Raw genomic sequence first — 18177 nt, 5'->3', positions numbered from 1 at the left:
CTCTGGCCGTCACCTCCAGAGAAATCCAAAAACCAAAGATAGTTCAACCACTTGCGGGCTTGCACCTGCGAGGCTTTGCGTCTTCAGCGCGTCCGCAGGCGTGCTTCTTTCGGCTTTCAGTCACGATTCTGACTGGAGGTCAGAAAATGAACATTAAGAGCCTTCTTCTCGGCTCCGCTGCGGCTCTGCTCGCAGTCTCCGGCGCTCGTGCGGCCGACGCTGTCGTCGTCGCTGAGCCGGAGCCCATGGAATACGTCCGCATCTGCGACGTCTACGGCGCGGGCTTCTACTACATCCCCGGCACCGAGACCTGCCTCAAGATCGGCGGCCTCGTTCGTTACCAGATCAGCAGCGCTCAGCACATCGGCGACGAAGGCTGGAACAAGCAGGCACTCGCCCGTCTGAAGTTCGACGCACGTTCGGAAACCGAATACGGCACGTTCCGCCGTTACATCGAGTTCCAGGCGAGCGTTCAGGGCGGCGGCTGGAGCAACGAGGCAGGTGCTGGCCGGGTTCAGGGCCAGCCAGGTGAATACTGGCGTGGTGTCAAGGGCGAAAGCGGCACGGCTCTGCGTCATGCCTACTTCGAGCTCGGCGGCCTGCTCGTCGGTCACACCGACACCCTGTTCGACGGCGATCTTTCCGGCGAGTTCGATGCCGGCGGCGGCGACCGCGTCAACCAGATCCGCTACACCTTCGACGCCGGCAACGGCATCGCAGTGTCGCTCGGTCTGGAAGAAGAGTCGGACAACTTCGACTACGTTCCGCTGGTCGTCGGCAAGGTTGCCATCAACCAGGGTTGGGGTTCGCTCAACCTGTACGCTGGCTATGACAACGCCTACGAAGAGTTCGCTCTCAAGGCGATTGCCAACTTCAAGGCAACCGACGCCCTTACCCTGCAGGTTCTGGCAGGCTACGAGTCGGGCCCGACCTTCTGGTCCATCAACCAACTCGGGGCAGTCGACAACTTCCAGGGCGGCGTTTACAAAGGCTACGCTTGGACGGTTGCTGGTTACCTGAAGTACCAGGTCAACGAAAAGCTGGCAGTCGGCTTCGGCGGTCAGTACTTCGGCGACGCGCACGACAACAACCTCGGCGGTCGTCCGGTCGGCGGCGACAACGACTACTCGCTCGGCGCGGTCGTCGACTACAACATCGTCGAGAACCTCGATGCCAAGCTCGCCCTCAACTACTTCAACGGCGACACCCTCGAGCGCACTGCAAATGGCGGCGGTTTCGCTGGCTTCCTGCGCCTCGACGCATCGTTCTAATCGGCTCTACAGCTGATCTGAGGAAAACCCGGCGGGCAACCGCCGGGTTTTTTTGTTCGGCAAAGCAAGGTCGTGGCGGTGCCGAACGCCGTCGCAAAGCACCCGCGTGGCGGCGCTGCGAACAATCGTGCAAGGCGTTCTGGCGATAAGCAGTTCTAGGAGATGCCCGTGCGAGCGCCTGAGAACGCCTAAGCGTCTACACTGCTTATGAAATCCGCAATTTTCTCGGGTAATGCGCCTGTCTCCAGGAACGGTGCGTGTCCCTGGCCTTTGACCGTGATCGTTTCAAGCCCCGGATGGCGCATGCGCATTTCTTCTATGGTTGCAACCGACAGCAGCCGTGAGTTTGCGCCGCGGATGGCGAGCATCGGTATGGCGCATAGTGTGGCGAACTGCGGCCACAAATCAGACAACGGCTGGCTAAGATCCATTGCCAGCACGGTGTTGATCAAGGCGGGATCGAAGTCGACGACCGGCCTTCCATCTTCGTTGCGATAGATCGCGTGGACGAATCGCTGCCAGTCGACCTCGGTCAGTGCCGGAAACGCTTCGCCGTGGACGGCTTTTTGAATCCTGATCGCATCGACGAAATCCGTCGGGCTCGGTGAATTCTCCAGATACGAGCGAATAAGGGCAAGTCCGGCCGGTTCGATAACGGGGCCGATGTCGTTGAGCACGACCGCCTTGATGAGGGCAGGGCGCATCGCGGCCAGGAGGTGGATGATCAACCCGCCGCGCGACGTTCCGATGAAGCCGCCCTGATCGATGCCGAGTGCGTCGAGGCCCGCAAGGATATCGGCTGCTTCCATCCCGACATTGTAGTTCTGCCAGTTCGGGTCGTATTCCGAGCGGCCGCGCCCGCGATAGTCGAAGCATATGATTCGACGTGGTTTTTCTGGATCTGTGGCGAGATGAAGCGCGAGTTCGTGAAAGTCCCGGGCGTTGCGGGTGAGTCCAGGCAGGCACACGACTGGCAAGCCGGGATTGCCGGCGCCGTAGAGTCGCGCGTGAAGCCTCAGGCCGTCCTGCGATGCATAAAAGAAGTCCGAATAGCCGTCATGGCCAGCCATTGCCGCCTCTCCCCCCCGTATTAAGCGCCTGTCGTAACAACCTGAATTAGCTACGGGCTCCTTGCGAGAGTCAAACGAGGGCAAGGAGGCGTGTCAGCGACCCTTCACTAGGTCACCATCGATGTCATAGCTGCCCGACAGGCGCATTTTGTAGACCTGGTAGTTCTCCATGACGCGCTGGACGTAGCTGCGGGTTTCGGAGAATGGAATGCGTTCGATCCAGTCGACGACGGTGTCGATGTCCTTTCCGCGCGGGTCGCCATATCTAGCAATCCATTGGTCCGCACGACGCGGCCCGGCGTTGTAGCCGGCGAAGGTCAGAATGTAGGATCCATCGAAACGACTGAGCTGCTGGCCAAGGAAGGTCGCGCCCAATGTGGCATTGTAGGCGGCATCCGTGGTCAGGCGGTCCTTCGAATAGACCATGCCGGCCTTCTTTGCCAGGTCCTTGGCCGTGCCTGGCATGAGCTGCAAGAGCCCGCGCGCGCCGGCGCCCGAGATGGCTGACACCTTGAACTCGCTTTCCTGCCGCGCGATGGCGTAGGCCAGCGCCTTGCCCGACCCCGAAATATTGGCCGAGGCGGGGATGACGCCGATCGGATGTGACAAAGCACCGATGTCGAGCCCGCGCTGGGCAGCGATCTTGCCGACGCGCAGGGCCAGATAGTGATTGTCCTGTTTTTCGGCCATGGCAGCGAGTAGCGCCAGTTCGCCCGGGCTGTTCAACTGTGCGGCGAGGTCGCGGTAAAGCATCTCGGCATAGCGTGCGTAGCCGGATCCTTCCAATCTCGTGATCGCGCTGACGGCCTCGCGTTGCGAGAATGTCTGGCGGTCGGCCGCGGTCGGCGCGGGATAGGCGACATTGAGCGCCTTGCGGCCGATCCGTTCGGCGGCGAGCTGGCCGTAGAACGTCGTGCCGTAGCTGGCGGCGCGCGCGAAATAATCCTTCGCATCGCCCGGCCCGCCCGATTCGGCGGCGCGGCCGAGCCAGTAATATGCGCGCGACGACGAGATAGGGCTGCCAGCGATCTTGGCGATGTTGGCGAAATGGACCGAGGCGGTCTTGGCGTCGTTGAGGCCGCGCAGGGCGTACCAGCCGGCGTGGAACTCCGCGTCGGCGGCGTTGGTCGGGCTTTCCGCCGAGTGGGCGGCGGCGATCCGGTAGGCGCTCTTGATGTCGCCTTCATCGAGCAGTTCGCGCGACAATACGCGGCGTTCCATCCACCAGGCGTCCGGATCGATCAGTGCCGCACGCTCCTTTGGCGCCTTGAGCATCGCTGCTGCCGCGTCGGCGAATTTTTCCTGCTTGCGCAAGTACCGCGCCTTGGCGAAGAAATAACCCGCCGAACGCTGGTTTGCCGGCACGGCGTCGAGCAGCGCTCCCGCCTTCTTGTCGCCCCTGATCACAGCCGCCCATGCATCGGCCAGTGCCTTGGCGCCGGCGAGGTCGGCGACCCGAACCGCGGAATTCACCCGGTCGGCATAGAGCATGCGTTCCATGCGGATGCGGTGGTCGGCGGCGGGGATCAGGCTGCCGAAGTCATTGAGGATGGCGATTTCGTACTTGGCGTCCAGCTTCTCGTTGCGCCAGTAGGGCAGCAGCACGGCGAGTGCTGCCTTGGCGTTGCCGAGTTCCTTCTGCGCGCGGGCGAGCAGCAACGCGCCTTCGACGGTTTGCGGCTCGCTGCCGGCGAAGGCCGAAACGACGATGTTGGGGCCGGGATTTTCACGCGCCATGGCGCGCTCGCTGTTGCGGCGAAGCGTGGCGAGGCCCGGCCAGTTGGGCAGGGCCTGGGCAGCAGCGGCGATGTCGGCGCTGGGTACCTGGTCGCCGCCATTGATGGCGATCGCCCACATCAGGATGTGGCGGTCGAGCGCGGTCGCGGGCAAACTGTCGCGGATGGCGCGCGCCTGCGCCAGATCGCCGCTGGAAAGCGCATCGAGTCCGTTCTTCAGCCGGTCCAGCGTGCCAAAGGCGGCGCGCGCGGCATCGGCCTTGCCGATGCTGGCGAAGGGGAGGGCCGACGTTGCCTGCGGGTCGAGGCTGGAACTGCCGGCGGGCACGGGCGCGAGGGCGATAAGAGCGCCCAAAAGCGCTATATGATGCGGCCTGGCAGCCCGAATGATCCTGGCCATTCCTTATCCTTGCAGGTGACAGTCGGAGGCGTTTATCACGAGCCTAGGTTGATCTGGTGAAGAGCGGGTAAATGAAAGGTTAGCGTGGTCGTTCGAATTGAAGCCATATAGGCACCGGCCACACTTGCCGCAAATTGGTGTCGAGACTATGGTGCGCGGCCCCGCTTTCGGCTAGAAAGCCGGCGACATCAAAAAGGCTGCGAAACCGTAGGGTTCCTGGAGTTGGACGACATGCTGAGAGGCTCACTTACCGCGCTCGTGACACCATTCGACAAGAATGGCCGTCTCGACGAGAAAGCCTTTCGCGAACTCGTCGAATGGCAGATCGCCGAGGGCACGACTGGTCTTGTGCCCGTCGGCACCACCGGCGAGTCGCCGACGCTGAGCCACGACGAGCATCGCCATGTCGTGAAGATGTGCGTCGAAGTCGCGCGGGGCCGCGTGCCGGTGATTGCCGGCGCCGGTTCGAACAACACCGAAGAGGCCGTCGGTCTGGTGAAGTATGCCGAAAGCGTCGGCGCGGACGCCGTGCTGGTGGTCACGCCCTATTACAACAAGCCGACGCAGCGCGGCCTTTACGCGCATTTCGCGGCCGTTTCGCAGGCAACGACCCTGCCGGTCATCATCTACAACATCCCGCCACGCTCGATCATCGACATGACGCCGGAGACAATGGGCCGGCTGGCCCACGACTTCAAGAACATCGCGGGCGTCAAGGACGCGACCGGCAAGGTCGAGCGCGTCTCCGAGCAGCGCATCACCTGCGGCAAGGATTTCATCCAGCTCTCGGGCGAGGACGCATCCGCGCTCGGCTTCAACGCCCATGGCGGTGTCGGCGCCATTTCCGTGACGTCGAATGTCGCGCCCCGGCTTTGCGCGGAGTTCCAGAAGGCGAGCCTCGCCAACGACAAGGACAGCGCGCTCGAGCTGCAGGACCGCCTCATGCCGCTGCACAAGGCGATCTTCATCGAGCCCGGCGCTTCCGGCGCAAAATACGCGCTGTCGCGCCTCGGCAGGATCGAGAACGTGCTGCGCTCGCCGCTGATGACCGTCGAGGCATCGACCGCCGAAAAGATCGATGCGGCGATGAAGCACGCCGGCCTCATCAACTGAGCTGCGCGAAGTCCTTTCGGAACATCCGCTTTCGCGGTCATCTGAAGGCGTCTTCGCGCTGCCGCGACGCAGCGCTGCGTCGCGGCTCTCGGAAACACCAACATATGACTCGCTCAAGCGAGTTGCAGAACGGGCCCCAAGATCATGAGCCAGGGCAAGAAGTCCGACCCCAACAACAAGATCGCCGCGGAAAACCGCAAGGCGCGCTACAACTATGAGGTTCTCGACACGCTCGAGGCCGGCCTGGTGCTGAGCGGCACCGAGGTCAAGGCGCTGCGGCTCGGCCAGGCCAATATCCAGGATTCCTACGCCTCCTTCGAGGGCGGCGAACTCTGGCTGATCAACTCCTATGTACCGGAATATCTGCAGGCCAACCGCTTCAACCATGAGACGCGCCGTCGCCGCAAGCTGCTGGTCAGCAAGCGCGAGATGGCCAAGCTCGCCCAGAACATCGAGCGCGAGGGCATGACGCTGATCCCGCTCAAGATCTATTTCAATGATCGCGGCATGGCCAAGATGCTTCTCGCGATTGCCCGCGGCAAGAAACTGCACGACAAGCGCGAAAGCGAAAAGCAGCGCGACTGGAACCGCGAAAAGGGACGACTGCTCAAGGAGCGGGGGTAGAACTCTTTAGCGTTGCGCCGAGTCCTCTGCCGAGACCGTCTTCCCATCCTTCGACAGGCTCAGGATGAGGCCTTCGACAGGCTCAGGATGAGGGAGAGCAGAAGCCAACCTTATTCATCGCCACGCTCGCTCTCGCGCCTGGCTATTGTCAAAGAACACTCCCTCGATGGGAGTTCGGGAAGCGGGCGCGAGGCCGTGCCTTCCGATAGTAAGTAATGGCGCGAACCTCGCGCTCCGCCGGCGATTTTTGTTCCCGTCCGTTCCGCTTCTGCAAGCATGGGCATTTTCGCCCTTGCCCCACTAGCGCATCGTCCAGCGCACCCGGGCCGTAATACCCGGAGGGGAACCCTTGGACGGAACCTCCCCGGACCACGAGCCACGTTAGCCCATGATCGGAGGCGCCGGTTCCTCCCCACAGATCACCGTCGCGACCGGCGTTCCCGTGGGAGAAACTCGAGGAATCATACGACAGGTTTTTTGGGCGTGGACAAACGCGCGCGCCTATCCACGCCCCAGCCGACGGCTGATGACAGCAATATGGTCGTGCACCGTCATGGCCATTCAACGTCGCTCCATGATTCCTTTTGTTGCGCCTGGGTGCCGAGCTGTGCCCCAGTGGGCAGCAGCGTTGGCGCGGCTGTTCCAAACGTGGCCGAACGAAGAGCAAGCGTGGATAGATTTCCCAGCAGGTGCCGGGCAGCAATTGAGCGCTGCATTGGAACTATTGCGGCACGGGGTTCACGAAGGCAGCAGGCGCTTCATACCGGGCAAGCGGCTGAGCTTGAGTCTCACCAAATCCGCTGCCTGAGGGAGCAGGTGGTTGTCTGCACGCGCTAGATCCGCGTGCCTTTCGCCCCGTGTCCCGGCCAACTGTTCAGCTGGCGCTATAGCCAGCCGTTCCGTTTGCCAAAGCTCCCTTGCCCCGGTTGTCGCCTCACGCACCACCGGGCTTTTTTGCGTGATCCGGGGGCAACATCAGGCCTCGCGCCGCAGCGAACGATCTCGACGGCGCCTGTGGTTCGGGCCTGGGCTCGTCGATCAGGCCTTTGATGAGAGAGAAGCTCGCGCCCAAAAGGACGATGGCGAAAGGAAACCCTGTCGAAACGGCCATCGCCTGAAGCGCGGCGAGGCCGCCGCCCAGAAGCAGCGCGATGGCGACAAGGCCCTCTAACGTCGCCCAGAAGACACGCTGCGGCACCGGCGCGTTGACTTTGCCGCCGGCCGAGATCGTGTCGATGACCAGCGAGCCAGAATCCGACGAGGTGACAAAGAACACGATGACCAGGATGATGCCGATGAATGAGGTTATGCTGGTCAGCGGCAGCTGTGACAGCATCTGGAACAGCTGCAGCTCAAGCGATGCGTCGCGTGCCGCGGTGAAGCCGTCGAGCAGCTGGCCGATCGCCGTGCCGCCAAGAGCCGTCATCCACAGCACCGAGACCAGCGACGGCACCAGAAGCACGGCTATGAGCAGCTCGCGGACGGTTCTGCCGCGGCTGACGCGCGCGATGAACATGCCGACGAAGGGCGACCAGCTGATCCACCAGGCCCAATAGAAGGCCGTCCAGCCATGGCGGAAGTTGTCGTCGCTGCGGCCGAAGGGGTTCGAAAGCGCAGGCAGGTACTCGGCATAGGCGCCCAGGTTGCGGAAGAACCCGGTGACGATCTGGGTCGTTGGGCCAACGGCGACGATGAAGCCAAGCAGGGTGATGGCAAGCAGCATGTTGATTTCCGACAGCCGCTTCACGCCCTTGTCCATGCCGGCAACGACGGATGCCGTGGCGATGGCCGTGATCACCAGAATCAGGATGACCATGGTGCCGCTGGTGGAGGTCCAGCCGAACAGGAATTCGAGGCCGGCGCTGGCCTGTTGCGCGCCGATGCCCAGCGACGTCGACAGGCCGAAAAGGGTGGCGAAGACCGCCAGGATGTCGATTACGTGGCCCGGCCAGCCCCAGACGCGCTCGCCGAAGATGGGGTAGAACACCGAACGCAAGGTGAGCGGCAGCCCTTTGTTGTAAGAAAACAGTGCCAGCGACAAAGCGACGATGGCATAGATCGCCCACGGGTGCAGGCCCCAGTGGAAGATGGTGGCGGCCATGGCAAGCCGACGCGCCTCCGCCGCGTCGCCGACGGCGCCGCCCAGCGGCGCCCAGTCGGTGCGGATGCCGTTTTCAACCACAGGCCCGTCGAGGGCGGCGGTGAAATGCGACATCGGCTCGGAGACGCCATAAAACATGAGGCCGATGCCCATGCCGGCGGCGAACAGCATCGCGAACCAGCCGACATAACCATACTCTGCCACAGCCTCGGGACCGCCGAGGCGGATTCGGCCGACGGGCAGTACGATCAGCGCCAGGCACAGCAGGACGAAGACGTTGCCGGCCGAGAGGAAGAACCAGTCGAGGTTGTCGGTCAGGAAGCTGCGCAGGTCGGCAAAGAAAGGAGCGAGCGAGGTCTGGAACATCAGCGTCAGCAAGGTGAAGGCGACGACGCTCAATGCCGCGACGGAAAAGACGATGTTGTGGATGTCGAGCTCGAAGACGAAGCGTCGGCGGTACTGGATATTGTCCTGACCGATTTCATAGTCGGTCTCAATGATCTGGGTTGCTCCTTCGGGAGCGGGAATGGCCATATCGGCCAAATCTGGCTGCAATGTCGTTGTCGTCATCAGGATTGTCCCTCGTGTTCTTCAAGGGCGCAGCAAAAACGAGCGGGATGCCACGCGACGGGTGGGCGCTGAAGCCGTTCGTTCGAGGCCGGAAATGGAAGGCGCAAAAGGTCGAAAGGCAGCTTAGCTGTGAGTGTTCAGGCCTGTCAGCACTTGCAAGGCGGCTTGCGCGTTGCGGGCTTCGGCGACTGAATCTGGTGTCCGATTGCAGCTCGCTGACAATCGATGGGCTTCGGTAGCCCGATGTGTTCGAATTGACTCACGGAGGTGCTAATATCGAGAAGATTGAATTTTGTCAATCTTGCGTCGATTTCCCGGCAGTTGGCAGGATGAATCAAGGCTGATTGAAGGTAAGCTGATAGTGTAATTCGATGGAAGAATATTATTCCTGATTAATACTTCATAAGGTTGTCAGCTTGTTTGAAGGGGTCTGCCAGACACGTCCACGAACGCACCGTAATTGGTGCTGGAGCGCAGGCACAGGCAGTTCGAAAACACCGCGATGCCGCTGACGTCGTGGCGGCCGCCGCCATCAGGCCCTTTGGGAGCTGGCTGGGGCTGAAATCAGGGCTGTATTCTGTAGACGATCGGCTAACCACGTCGCCGCAACCTACCCCGGGGCGGCTTCTTTCCCGGCAAGACCTTTATCGGTGAAACCGCCCGGCCCATCGCGGGCCGAATGCCGGCGGGCGCTGGCGCGCCGCGCCGGGGTTTGTGCGGGACCGGAAGCTCGGTTGCTCGGCTACTTCCGCAGGAATTCGGCTACGTCACGGAAAACGTTGACGAACATCTCTTCCGTCAGGACGCCGGTATTGGTGTTGTAGCGCGAGCAGTGATAGCTCGAAAACACCGCTATTCCACCGACGTCGCAACGCGCGCCATGCTTGAACGGCACCGCCGCCACACGTGCACCGAGCGCACGCACCGTCGACTGATGGCCGATCGAGCCCAGCGTCAGGATGGCCTTCAGATTGGGAAAACGCGCGATGGTCGGCACCAGGAAGGTGCGGCAGGTGTTGATCTCGGCACCCACCGGCTTGTTGTCCGGCGGCACGCAGCGCACGGCGTTGGTGATTGCCGTGCCGATCAGTTCAAGGCTGTCGTCGGGCCGCGCCTCGAACTCGCCGCGCGCCATGCCGAAGCGCTTGAGCGTGGAATAGAGAAGCTCGCCGGCATAGTCGCCGGTGAAGGGGCGTCCTGTTCGGTTTGCCCCACGCACGCCGGGTGCCAGCCCGACGATCAGGAAACGCACGGCCTCTTCCCCCTCCGGCGGCAGGAAGGAACGCACGGGAGCGTTGTACCAGCTTGGCTCGCGCTCGCGCCAACTGGCGATGAAATCATGCAGGCGCGGGCAGAGCGGGCAATTCCGGTCGGGATCGACCGGCAGGGCGGGCAGGGGACTGTGCATCAAATGTCGTCGGGCGCGGGTTCGGTCGGGTCGGGCTTGCGGGCCGGACGTTCGGAGGGTTCGCGGCCGATCTCAGCCTTCAGGGTCATCAGGTCGATGAAGTGATCGGCCTGACGGCGCAGATCGTCCGAGATCATCGGCGGCTGCGAAGCCATTGTGGAAATCACCGAGACCTTGCGGCCACGGCGCTGCAGCGCTTCGACCAGGGTGCGGAAGTCACCGTCGCCGGAAAAGATGACATAGTGATCGACGACATCGGCGAGCTCCAGGGCATCGACAGTCAGCTCGATGTCCATGTTGCCCTTGATCTTGCGCCGGCCGGTGGCGTCGGTGAACTCCTTGGCCGGCTTGGTGACGACCTTGAAGCCGTTATAGTCAAGCCAGTCGATCAGCGGGCGGATCGAGGAGTACTCCTGATCCTCGACCAATGCCGTGTAGTAATAGGCCCGCAGCAGGTAGCCTCGCTTCTGGAAGCTGGCCAGCAGTTTGCGATAGTCGATGTCGAACCCGAGAGAGCGCGACGTGGCGTAGAGGTTGGCTCCGTCGATAAAAAGAGCGATTTTCTCGCGAGGATCAAACATAGGAAAATATCCTTGTTGAAATAGGCTGTGGCCAAATACGCTGAATCGAGCGTCCGTTCTCCCCCAAATCAATGCCTTGCCCCTATTCGGGAAATATCGCCGGGCGCGAGTCATTCCAAGAGGGGGAAGGTTGTCGAGCACTAAAATAAATAGTGAGTGGATACCGGCCGGGAATTCTGTTGGTTTCGCCCCGACGAGGCTTCATGCTTGAATTGCGCGCCCTTTCAGGTTAAGGCACGCGCCAGCTTTCCGTCAAATCCATGCATGAAAGGGGCACTTCATGGCCCGCGTAACCGTTGAAGACTGCATTGACAAGGTCGACAACCGCTTTGAGCTGGTGCTCCTCGCCGGCCATCGCGCCCGCCAGATCTCGCAGGGCGCCCAGATCACGCTGCCGCGCGACAACGACAAGAACCCGGTCGTGGCACTGCGCGAAATCGCCGACGAAATGCTGTCGCCGGACGATCTCAAGGAAGACCTGATCCATTCGCTGCAGAAGCACGTCGAAGTCGACGAGCCGGAGCCCGAGGCGCCCGAGCCCGCGGACCAGACCACCGCTGCTGCGATCGACAGCGACGAAGCCGAAGAAAACATCAACTTTGACCGCATGTCGGAAGAAGACCTGCTCGCCGGCATCGAGAGCCTGGTCGCGCCCGAAAAGAGCGACGACTACTAAGAGTTTGACGCTAACTCTACCCTGCCGGGCATCTGCTTCGGTTTTCTGCGCTTCCGGTGCTCACGGACCCCCAAGTCCGTTCCGCTCCGGTTCTCGAAAACCAAACCATCTCCCTCGGCAGGGCGAGTTACCGAACAAACTCCGGGCGGCGGCTGCAAAGTAACCAAAAAGGTCCCGCGCGGCGTGAAACTCACGTCATCGCCACTTCCGCGCCGCAACATCAGTGGTTATCTATGACATGCGTCGCAAGCCCTTGCGGCGCATGATTCATTTCGAGTTCCAGGAAGCCGCCCATGATGCGTCAGTATGAGCTTGTCGAGCGCGTCCAGCGCTACAAGCCTGACGTCAACGAGGCGCTGCTCAACAAGGCCTATGTCTATGCCATGCAAAAGCATGGCCATCAGCGCCGCGCCTCGGGCGATCCGTATTTTTCGCACCCGCTCGAAGTAGCGGCGATCCTCACCGACATGCATCTGGACGAGGCGACCATTGCGGTCGCGCTGCTGCACGACACCATCGAAGACACCAGTGCGACCCGTGCCGAGATCGACGAGCTGTTCGGCCCTGACATCGGCAAGCTGGTCGAGGGCCTGACCAAGCTCAAGAAGCTCGACCTCGTTTCCAAGAAGGCCGAGCAGGCGGAGAACCTGCGCAAGCTTTTGCTGGCGATCTCCGAGGACGTGCGCGTGCTTCTGGTCAAGCTCGCCGACCGTCTGCACAACATGCGCACGCTGCACCACGTGCCCGAAGGCAAGCGGCTGCGCATCGCCGAGGAGACGATGGACATCTATGCGCCGCTGGCCGGCCGCATGGGTATGCAGGGCATGCGCGAGGAGCTGGAAGAACTCGCCTTCCGCTACATCAATCCCGAGGCCTATCGTACGGTCACCGAGCGCCTTGCCGAAATGTCGGCGCGCAGCCAAGGTGTGCTCGTCGACATTGAAAAGGCGCTGTCGGCGCAGTTCGAGAAATATGCGATCAAGGCGGACGTGACGAGCCGGCAGAAGAAGCCGTGGTCGGTATTCCGCAAGATGGAGACCAAGGCGCTGTCGTTCGAGCAGCTGTCGGACATCTTCGGCTTTCGCGTCGTCGTCGACTCAGTCGCCGATTGCTACCGCGCGCTGGGTGCCATCCACACCACCTGGTCGATGGTGCCGGGGCGCTTCAAGGACTACATCTCGACGCCAAAGCAGAACGACTACCGCTCGATCCACACCACCATCGTCGGCCCGTCGCGCCAGCGCATCGAGCTGCAGATCCGCACGCGCGAGATGAACAAGGTCGCCGAATACGGCGTGGCCGCGCACTCGATCTACAAGGACAACTTGGCAAAGATCAACGGCGCCGGCCACACCATCTCCAAGGAAACCAACGCCTATGCCTGGCTGAGGCGTACGATCGAGCAGCTCGCCGACGGCGACAATCCCGAGGATTTTCTCGAAAACACCAAGCTCGAGCTGTTCCAGGACCAGGTCTTCTGCTTCACCCCCAAGGGCATGCTGATCGCCCTGCCCAGGGGTGCGACGCCGATCGACTTCGCCTATGCGGTGCATACCGATGTCGGCGATACCTGCGTCGGCGCAAAGGTCAACGGCCGGGTGATGCCGCTGATGACCGAGCTCAAGAACGGCGACGAGGTCGAGATCATCCGCTCCAAGGCGCAGGTGCCGCCGGCAGCGTGGGAATCGATCGTTGTCACTGGAAAGGCGCGCTCGGCGATCCGGCGGGCAACCAAGAACGCCATCCGCAAGCAATATTCCGGGCTCGGCAGCCGTATTCTCGAACGCGCCTTCGAGCGCGCCGGCAAGAAGTTCTCCAAGGACAGCCTGAAGCCGGTACTGCACAGGCTCGCGCGCAAGGACATCGAGGATGTGCTTGCGTCTGTCGGCCGTGGCGAGCTGTCGTCCAACGACGTCGTACGCGCCGTCTTCCCCGACTACAAGGAAGAGCGCGTGACGCAGACGGCGAAGCCGCGCGAGGAAGGCTGGTCGAAGATCCGCAACGCCGCCGGCATGCTGTTCCAGATTCCCGGCCGTTCGGCCGCGCCGACACGCAAGGAAAGCAAGCGCTGGGGCCCCGCCGTGCCGATTCGCGGTGTCAGCGGCGACCTGCCGGTACGTTTCGCACCCGAAGGAGCGGTGCCGGGCGACCGTATCGTCGGCATCATGCAGCCTGGCTCGGGCATCACCATCTATCCGATCCAGTCGCCGTCGCTGATGGCCTTCGACGACCAGCCGGAGCGCTGGATCGACGTGCGCTGGGATCTCGACGAGGGCTCGAAGGAGCGATTTCCGGCGCGGCTTTCGGTGACCGCGATCAACGCGCCGGGCTCGCTTGCCGACATCGCCCAGGTGGTCGCGGCCAACGACGCCAACATCCACACGCTGTCGATGATACGCACCGCGCCCGATTTCACCGAAATGCTGCTCGATCTCGAAGTCTGGGATCTGAAGCACCTGAACCGGCTGATCTCCCAGCTCAAGGACAACTCCAGCGTCAGCGATGCCCGCCGCGTCAACGGCTAAGGGCAGGCAAGCTGGGCGAAAAAGAAAGACGACACGACATGCAAACGAGCGAAGTTCTGGACATCTTCCGTTCGGCTGGTGCGGTGCTGGAAGGGCATTTCATCCTGACCTCAGGCCTGCGCAGCCCAGTGTTCCTGCAAAAGGCACGCGTGTTCATGCATGCCGACAAGACCGAGACACTGTGCAAGGCGCTTGCCGAAAAGATCCGCGCGGAGGTCAAGGGCGACATCGACTATGTCGTTGGCCCGGCGATCGGCGGACTTATCCCTGCCTATGAGACGTCGCGGCATCTGAAGGTGCCGGCGATCTGGGTCGAGCGCGAGCAGGGCACTTTCCGGTTGCGCCGCTTCGAGATCGAAAAGGGCGCGCGCGTCGTCATCGTCGAGGACATCGTCACGACCGGCCTGTCGATCCGCGAGACCATCGAGTGCTTGCGCGACCTCGGCGCCGAGGTCGTGGCCGCCGCCTGCATCATCGACCGCTCGGCCGGCAAGAGCGATGTCGGCGTGCCGTTGATCGCGCTCGCCGAATATGAGGTGCCGGCCTATCCGGCCGACCAGCTGCCACCGGAACTGGCGGCGATCCCGGCGGTCAAGCCGGGCAGCCGCAACATCTGAGGCACCGATGATCATCGGCATCGGCTCCGACCTGATCGACATAAGGCGGATCGAAAAATCGATCGCCCGCCACGGCGAGCGCTTCATCCAGCGCGTCTTCACCGAGGTCGAGCAGGAGAGGGCCGAGGGCCGTCGCGGGCGCATAGCCTCCTATGCCAAGCGCTTCGCCGCCAAGGAAGCGTGCTCGAAGGCGCTGGGCTGCGGCATCGCCGAAGGCGTGTTCTGGCGCGACATGGGCGTGGTCAACATGCCGGGCGGGCGCCCGACCATGGAACTGACCGGCGGGGCTGCGCGGCGCATCGCCGAAATGGTGCCGGCAGGCCATCGCGCGGTGGTTCACCTGACAATCACCGACGATTTTCCCCTGGCACAAGCCTTTGTGATCATCGAGGCGGTGCCCGTCGAACAACCGCCACTATCTTAGGGTTTTGGCGGCGGCCAAGACATTGCCCCGGGGCCAGCGAGCCCTTATACCATCGCGACCTACAATCGAGGACGACATGAGCGTGGCTGAAAAACAGAAGAAGTCCGGCGGGCTCGGCGAGACCGTAAGCGTCATCGTTCAGGCGCTGTTGCTCGCCCTGGTGATCAGGACGCTGCTTTTCCAGCCGTTTTCGATCCCGTCGGGCTCGATGCGGCCTACGCTGCTCGAAGGCGACTACCTGTTCGTCACCAAATGGGCTTACGGCTATTCGCGCTATTCGCTGCCGCTGTCGCCCAACCTGTTTTCGGGCCGTATCTTCGGCTCCGATCCGGAGCGTGGCGACGTCGTCGTCTTCAAGTTCCCGCCCAATCCTTCTCTCGACTACATCAAGCGCGTTGTCGGCCTGCCCGGTGACCGCATCCAGATGAAGGATGGCCAGCTCTACATCAACGGCACCGCCGTTACGCGCGAGAAGGTCGGCCAGATCGACAACCCCGACATCACCGAGGTCAACCGGCCGGTCGATGTCTATCGCGAGACGCTGCCGAACGGCGTTTCCTATGACACGCTCGACCTGACGCCAGACTCGATCGGCGACAACACGCGTGAATTCGTCGTGCCCGAAGGCCACTTCTTCATGATGGGCGACAATCGCGACAATTCCACCGACAGCCGCTTCAACGTCGGCTTCGTGCCCGCCGAGAACCTTGTCGGCCGCGCCAACATCATCTTCTTCTCGATCGCCGACGGCGCAAGCCCGCTGGAAATCTGGAAGTGGCCGACCGAGATGCGCGGCTCGCGCCTCTTCAACTTCGTCCGATAGGCATGGCTGGCAAACGGCTCACCGCCACGGAACTTGCCGATGCGCTGCAACTTCGCACCGGCCATATCTTCCGCGACCATCAGCGCCTGCTACGGGCGCTGACGCATGGCAGCGCGCGCAGCGCAAACGCAGGCGTGGACTACGAGCGCTTCGAGTTCCTGGGCGACCGCGTGCTGGGCCTGGCCGTCGCCGACATGCTGCTGGCCGATTTCCCGGAAGCGCCTGAAGGCGAGCTTTCGGTACGGCTCAACGCGCTGGTCAATGCCGAGGCCCTGGCGCAGATCGCCGACGAGATCGGGCTGGCCGAGTTGATCCGCGCCGGCTCCGAAGTGCGCAATCTCGCCGAGCGCAAGCGCGTCAATCTGCGCGCCGACGCGCTGGAATCACTGATCGCCGTCATCTATCTCGACGGCGGGCTGGATGCGGCCAAGCGCTTCATTCACAAGTACTGGAAGCCGCGCGCCGAGGCCGCGGGCGCGGCCCGCCGCGACCCCAAGACCGAATTGCAGGAATGGGCGCACCAGGCGTCGACAGCAGTGCCTGCCTACCAGATCGAAAGCCGCACCGGCCCTGATCACGACCCCGTATTTTCGGTGAGCGTGCGGGTCGGCAAATTTTTGCCCGCCACCGGCACCGGTCGCTCCAAGCGCGAGGCCGAGCAGAACGCAGCCGCCGCCCTTTTGGTGCGCGAGGGCGTTTGGAAGAATGAGGAGACCGCATCGTGACCGATGCCCCTGAAACCACTACGCCTGAAACGGGTGCCACCCACTCGGGCTTTGTCGCGCTGATCGGCGCGCCGAACGCCGGAAAATCGACGCTGGTCAACCAGCTTGTCGGCGCGAAAGTGTCGATCGTCACCCACAAGGTGCAGACCACGCGCGCGATCGTGCGCGGCATCGCCACCCACGATAACGCCCAGATCGTGTTTATCGACACGCCCGGCATTTTCAAGCCGAGGCGCCGCCTCGACACGGCAATGGTGACGACCGCCTGGGGTGGGGCAAAGGATGCCGACCTGATCCTGGTGCTCATCGATGCCGAGCGCGGCATCAAGGGCGATGCCGCGGCCATCCTCGAACGCCTCAAGGACGTGCGCCAGCCCAAGGTACTGATCCTCAACAAGGTCGACCGGGTCGATCCCGAAAAGCTGCTGAAGCTGACTGCGACCGCGAACGAGGCTGTCGATTTCGAACGCACCTTCATGGTTTCGGCACTGACCGGATCGGGCTGCAAGGACCTGCTCGACTTCCTGGCCAAGCGCCTGCCCGAAGGCCCTTGGTACTATCCCGAGGACCAGATTTCCGACCTGCCGATGCGCCAGCTGGCGGCCGAGATCACGCGCGAGAAATTGTATCTCAGGCTGCACCAGGAGCTGCCTTACTCGTCGCATATCGAGACCGAGAAATGGGAAGAGCTGCCCGACGGGTCCGTGCGCATCCAGCAGGTGATCTTTGTCGAGCGCGACAGCCAAAAGAAGATCGTGCTCGGCCACAAGGGCGAGACCATCCGCGCCATCGGCCAGGCCTCGCGCATGGAGATCGCGGGCATCCTGGAACAGAAAGTGCACCTGTTCCTGTTCGTGAAAGTGCGCGAGAACTGGGGCGACGACCCCGAGCGCTACCGCGAAATGGGTCTGGATTTCCCGCACTAGGGAAGGGCGATGGCTGATATGGAAACCGTCCTTCCAGTTACGATGTGCTATCGTACTCGCAACGGTCGAAAGGTTGCTTGAAGTGAAATCTGTTTTCACAATTGGCTACGAAGGGACAGATATCGACCGTTTCTTGCGTACCTTGCAGATTGTAGGCATCGAGACAGTCGCGGATGTTCGAGCAATCCCGCTGTCGCGCAAGAAGGGGTTCTCAAAAAACACTCTTAAAGCCAGACTCGAAGAGGTAGGCATAAAGTACCTCCCACTATCAGCCCTAGGCGATCCTAAGCCGGGTCGCGAAGCTGCCAAGGCAGGGGATCTTGCTAAATTTCGCCACATCTACTCGGCTCACGTGGACCGGCCAGATTCGGCGTTGGTCATCGCCGAACTTGCCAAGACTGCAGAGCGGACGAAGGTTTGTCTGCTTTGCTTCGAACGTGACCCGAAGACCTGTCACCGTTTGATCGTCGGTGAACGAATGGCTCCTTACGGCTACACAATGAGCCATCTGTATGCCGATGACCCGCAGCGCTATGTTCGAAACGGGGCGCGCTTGGTAACTTCTCCTCCAGCATTGGCCTGACACG

General features: G+C 62.3%; 16 protein-coding genes. 11 read left to right on the top strand and 5 right to left on the bottom strand.

Translation table 11 applies throughout. From position 1 onward, the window contains the following. Positions 1 to 146: 146 nt before the first annotated feature. Positions 147 to 1271, top strand: coding sequence for a porin (locus tag C8K44_RS05160; RefSeq protein WP_109574685.1), 1125 nt, complete (start codon positions 147 to 149; stop codon positions 1269 to 1271). Positions 1272 to 1459: 188 nt separating this feature from the next. Here the strand turns inward: C8K44_RS05160 and C8K44_RS05155 are convergent, their stop codons facing one another. Continuing rightward, complete coding sequence (locus tag C8K44_RS05155; RefSeq protein WP_109574684.1) at positions 1460 to 2341, bottom strand: alpha/beta hydrolase; 882 nt, start codon at positions 2339 to 2341, stop codon at positions 1460 to 1462. Positions 2342 to 2434: 93 nt separating this feature from the next. After that, positions 2435 to 4477, bottom strand: a complete 2043-nt coding sequence (locus C8K44_RS05150; RefSeq protein WP_109574683.1) for a lytic transglycosylase domain-containing protein — start codon at positions 4475 to 4477, stop codon at positions 2435 to 2437. Positions 4478 to 4708: 231 nt separating this feature from the next. Between C8K44_RS05150 and dapA the strand changes: the two genes are divergently transcribed. Further along, the gene (dapA, locus tag C8K44_RS05145; protein ID WP_109574812.1) at positions 4709 to 5590 is read left to right on the top strand and encodes a 4-hydroxy-tetrahydrodipicolinate synthase; all 882 of its coding nucleotides are present in this window, start codon (positions 4709 to 4711) and stop codon (positions 5588 to 5590) included. 144 nt (positions 5591 to 5734) lie between these two features. Then, positions 5735 to 6214: an SsrA-binding protein SmpB gene (smpB, locus tag C8K44_RS05140; RefSeq protein ID WP_109574682.1), complete on the top strand. Its 480-nt coding sequence runs from the start codon at positions 5735 to 5737 to the stop codon at positions 6212 to 6214. Positions 6215 to 7148: 934 nt separating this feature from the next. Here the strand turns inward: smpB and C8K44_RS05135 are convergent. From C8K44_RS05135 to C8K44_RS05125, 3 genes are all read right to left on the bottom strand, one after another. Beyond that, positions 7149 to 8885 carry a BCCT family transporter gene (locus tag C8K44_RS05135; protein ID WP_109574681.1) on the bottom strand — a complete coding sequence of 579 codons (1737 nt, stop codon included), beginning with the start codon at positions 8883 to 8885 and terminating at the stop codon, positions 7149 to 7151. Positions 8886 to 9627: 742 nt separating this feature from the next. Beyond that, positions 9628 to 10293, bottom strand: a complete 666-nt coding sequence (locus C8K44_RS05130; RefSeq protein WP_109574680.1) for a uracil-DNA glycosylase — start codon at positions 10291 to 10293, stop codon at positions 9628 to 9630. Beyond that, positions 10293 to 10874 (bottom strand): NYN domain-containing protein, encoded by a 582-nt coding sequence (locus tag C8K44_RS05125; RefSeq protein ID WP_109574679.1) that lies wholly within the window; start codon positions 10872 to 10874, stop codon positions 10293 to 10295. The genes C8K44_RS05130 and C8K44_RS05125 overlap by 1 nt, the downstream gene beginning before the upstream one ends. Before the next feature lie 280 nt (positions 10875 to 11154). Here C8K44_RS05125 and rpoZ point away from each other — a divergent pair, with 280 nt between their 5' ends. From rpoZ to C8K44_RS05080, 8 genes are all read left to right on the top strand, one after another. Further along, positions 11155 to 11550, top strand: coding sequence for a DNA-directed RNA polymerase subunit omega (gene rpoZ, locus C8K44_RS05120; RefSeq protein ID WP_109574678.1), 396 nt, complete (start codon positions 11155 to 11157; stop codon positions 11548 to 11550). A gap of 293 nt (positions 11551 to 11843) precedes the next feature. Continuing rightward, complete coding sequence (locus C8K44_RS05110; RefSeq protein WP_109574676.1) at positions 11844 to 14075, top strand: bifunctional (p)ppGpp synthetase/guanosine-3',5'-bis(diphosphate) 3'-pyrophosphohydrolase; 2232 nt, start codon at positions 11844 to 11846, stop codon at positions 14073 to 14075. A gap of 38 nt (positions 14076 to 14113) precedes the next feature. Continuing rightward, positions 14114 to 14692 carry an orotate phosphoribosyltransferase gene (gene pyrE / locus C8K44_RS05105; RefSeq protein ID WP_109574675.1) on the top strand — a complete coding sequence of 193 codons (579 nt, stop codon included), beginning with the start codon at positions 14114 to 14116 and terminating at the stop codon, positions 14690 to 14692. 7 nt (positions 14693 to 14699) lie between these two features. Continuing rightward, positions 14700 to 15116, top strand: coding sequence for a holo-ACP synthase (gene acpS / locus C8K44_RS05100; protein ID WP_109574674.1), 417 nt, complete (start codon positions 14700 to 14702; stop codon positions 15114 to 15116). Positions 15117 to 15192: 76 nt separating this feature from the next. After that, the gene (gene lepB, locus C8K44_RS05095; protein WP_109574673.1) at positions 15193 to 15939 is read left to right on the top strand and encodes a signal peptidase I; all 747 of its coding nucleotides are present in this window, start codon (positions 15193 to 15195) and stop codon (positions 15937 to 15939) included. A gap of 2 nt (positions 15940 to 15941) precedes the next feature. Next, a complete protein-coding gene (rnc, locus tag C8K44_RS05090; RefSeq protein WP_109574672.1) occupies positions 15942 to 16664 on the top strand; it encodes a ribonuclease III in 723 nt (240 codons plus the stop codon). Then, a complete protein-coding gene (gene era, locus C8K44_RS05085; protein ID WP_109574671.1) occupies positions 16661 to 17590 on the top strand; it encodes a GTPase Era in 930 nt (309 codons plus the stop codon). The genes rnc and era overlap by 4 nt, the downstream gene beginning before the upstream one ends. Before the next feature lie 82 nt (positions 17591 to 17672). Continuing rightward, positions 17673 to 18173, top strand: coding sequence for a DUF488 domain-containing protein (locus C8K44_RS05080; protein ID WP_109574811.1), 501 nt, complete (start codon positions 17673 to 17675; stop codon positions 18171 to 18173). The last annotated feature ends 4 nt before the right edge of the window (positions 18174 to 18177 follow it).

The sequence above is a fragment of the Aminobacter sp. AP02 genome (assembly GCF_003148805.1).
Lineage (GTDB): Bacteria > Pseudomonadota > Alphaproteobacteria > Rhizobiales > Rhizobiaceae > Aminobacter.
The sequence above is the reverse complement of the archived record's forward strand: the minus strand, read 5'-3'. Positions and strand labels throughout refer to the sequence as shown.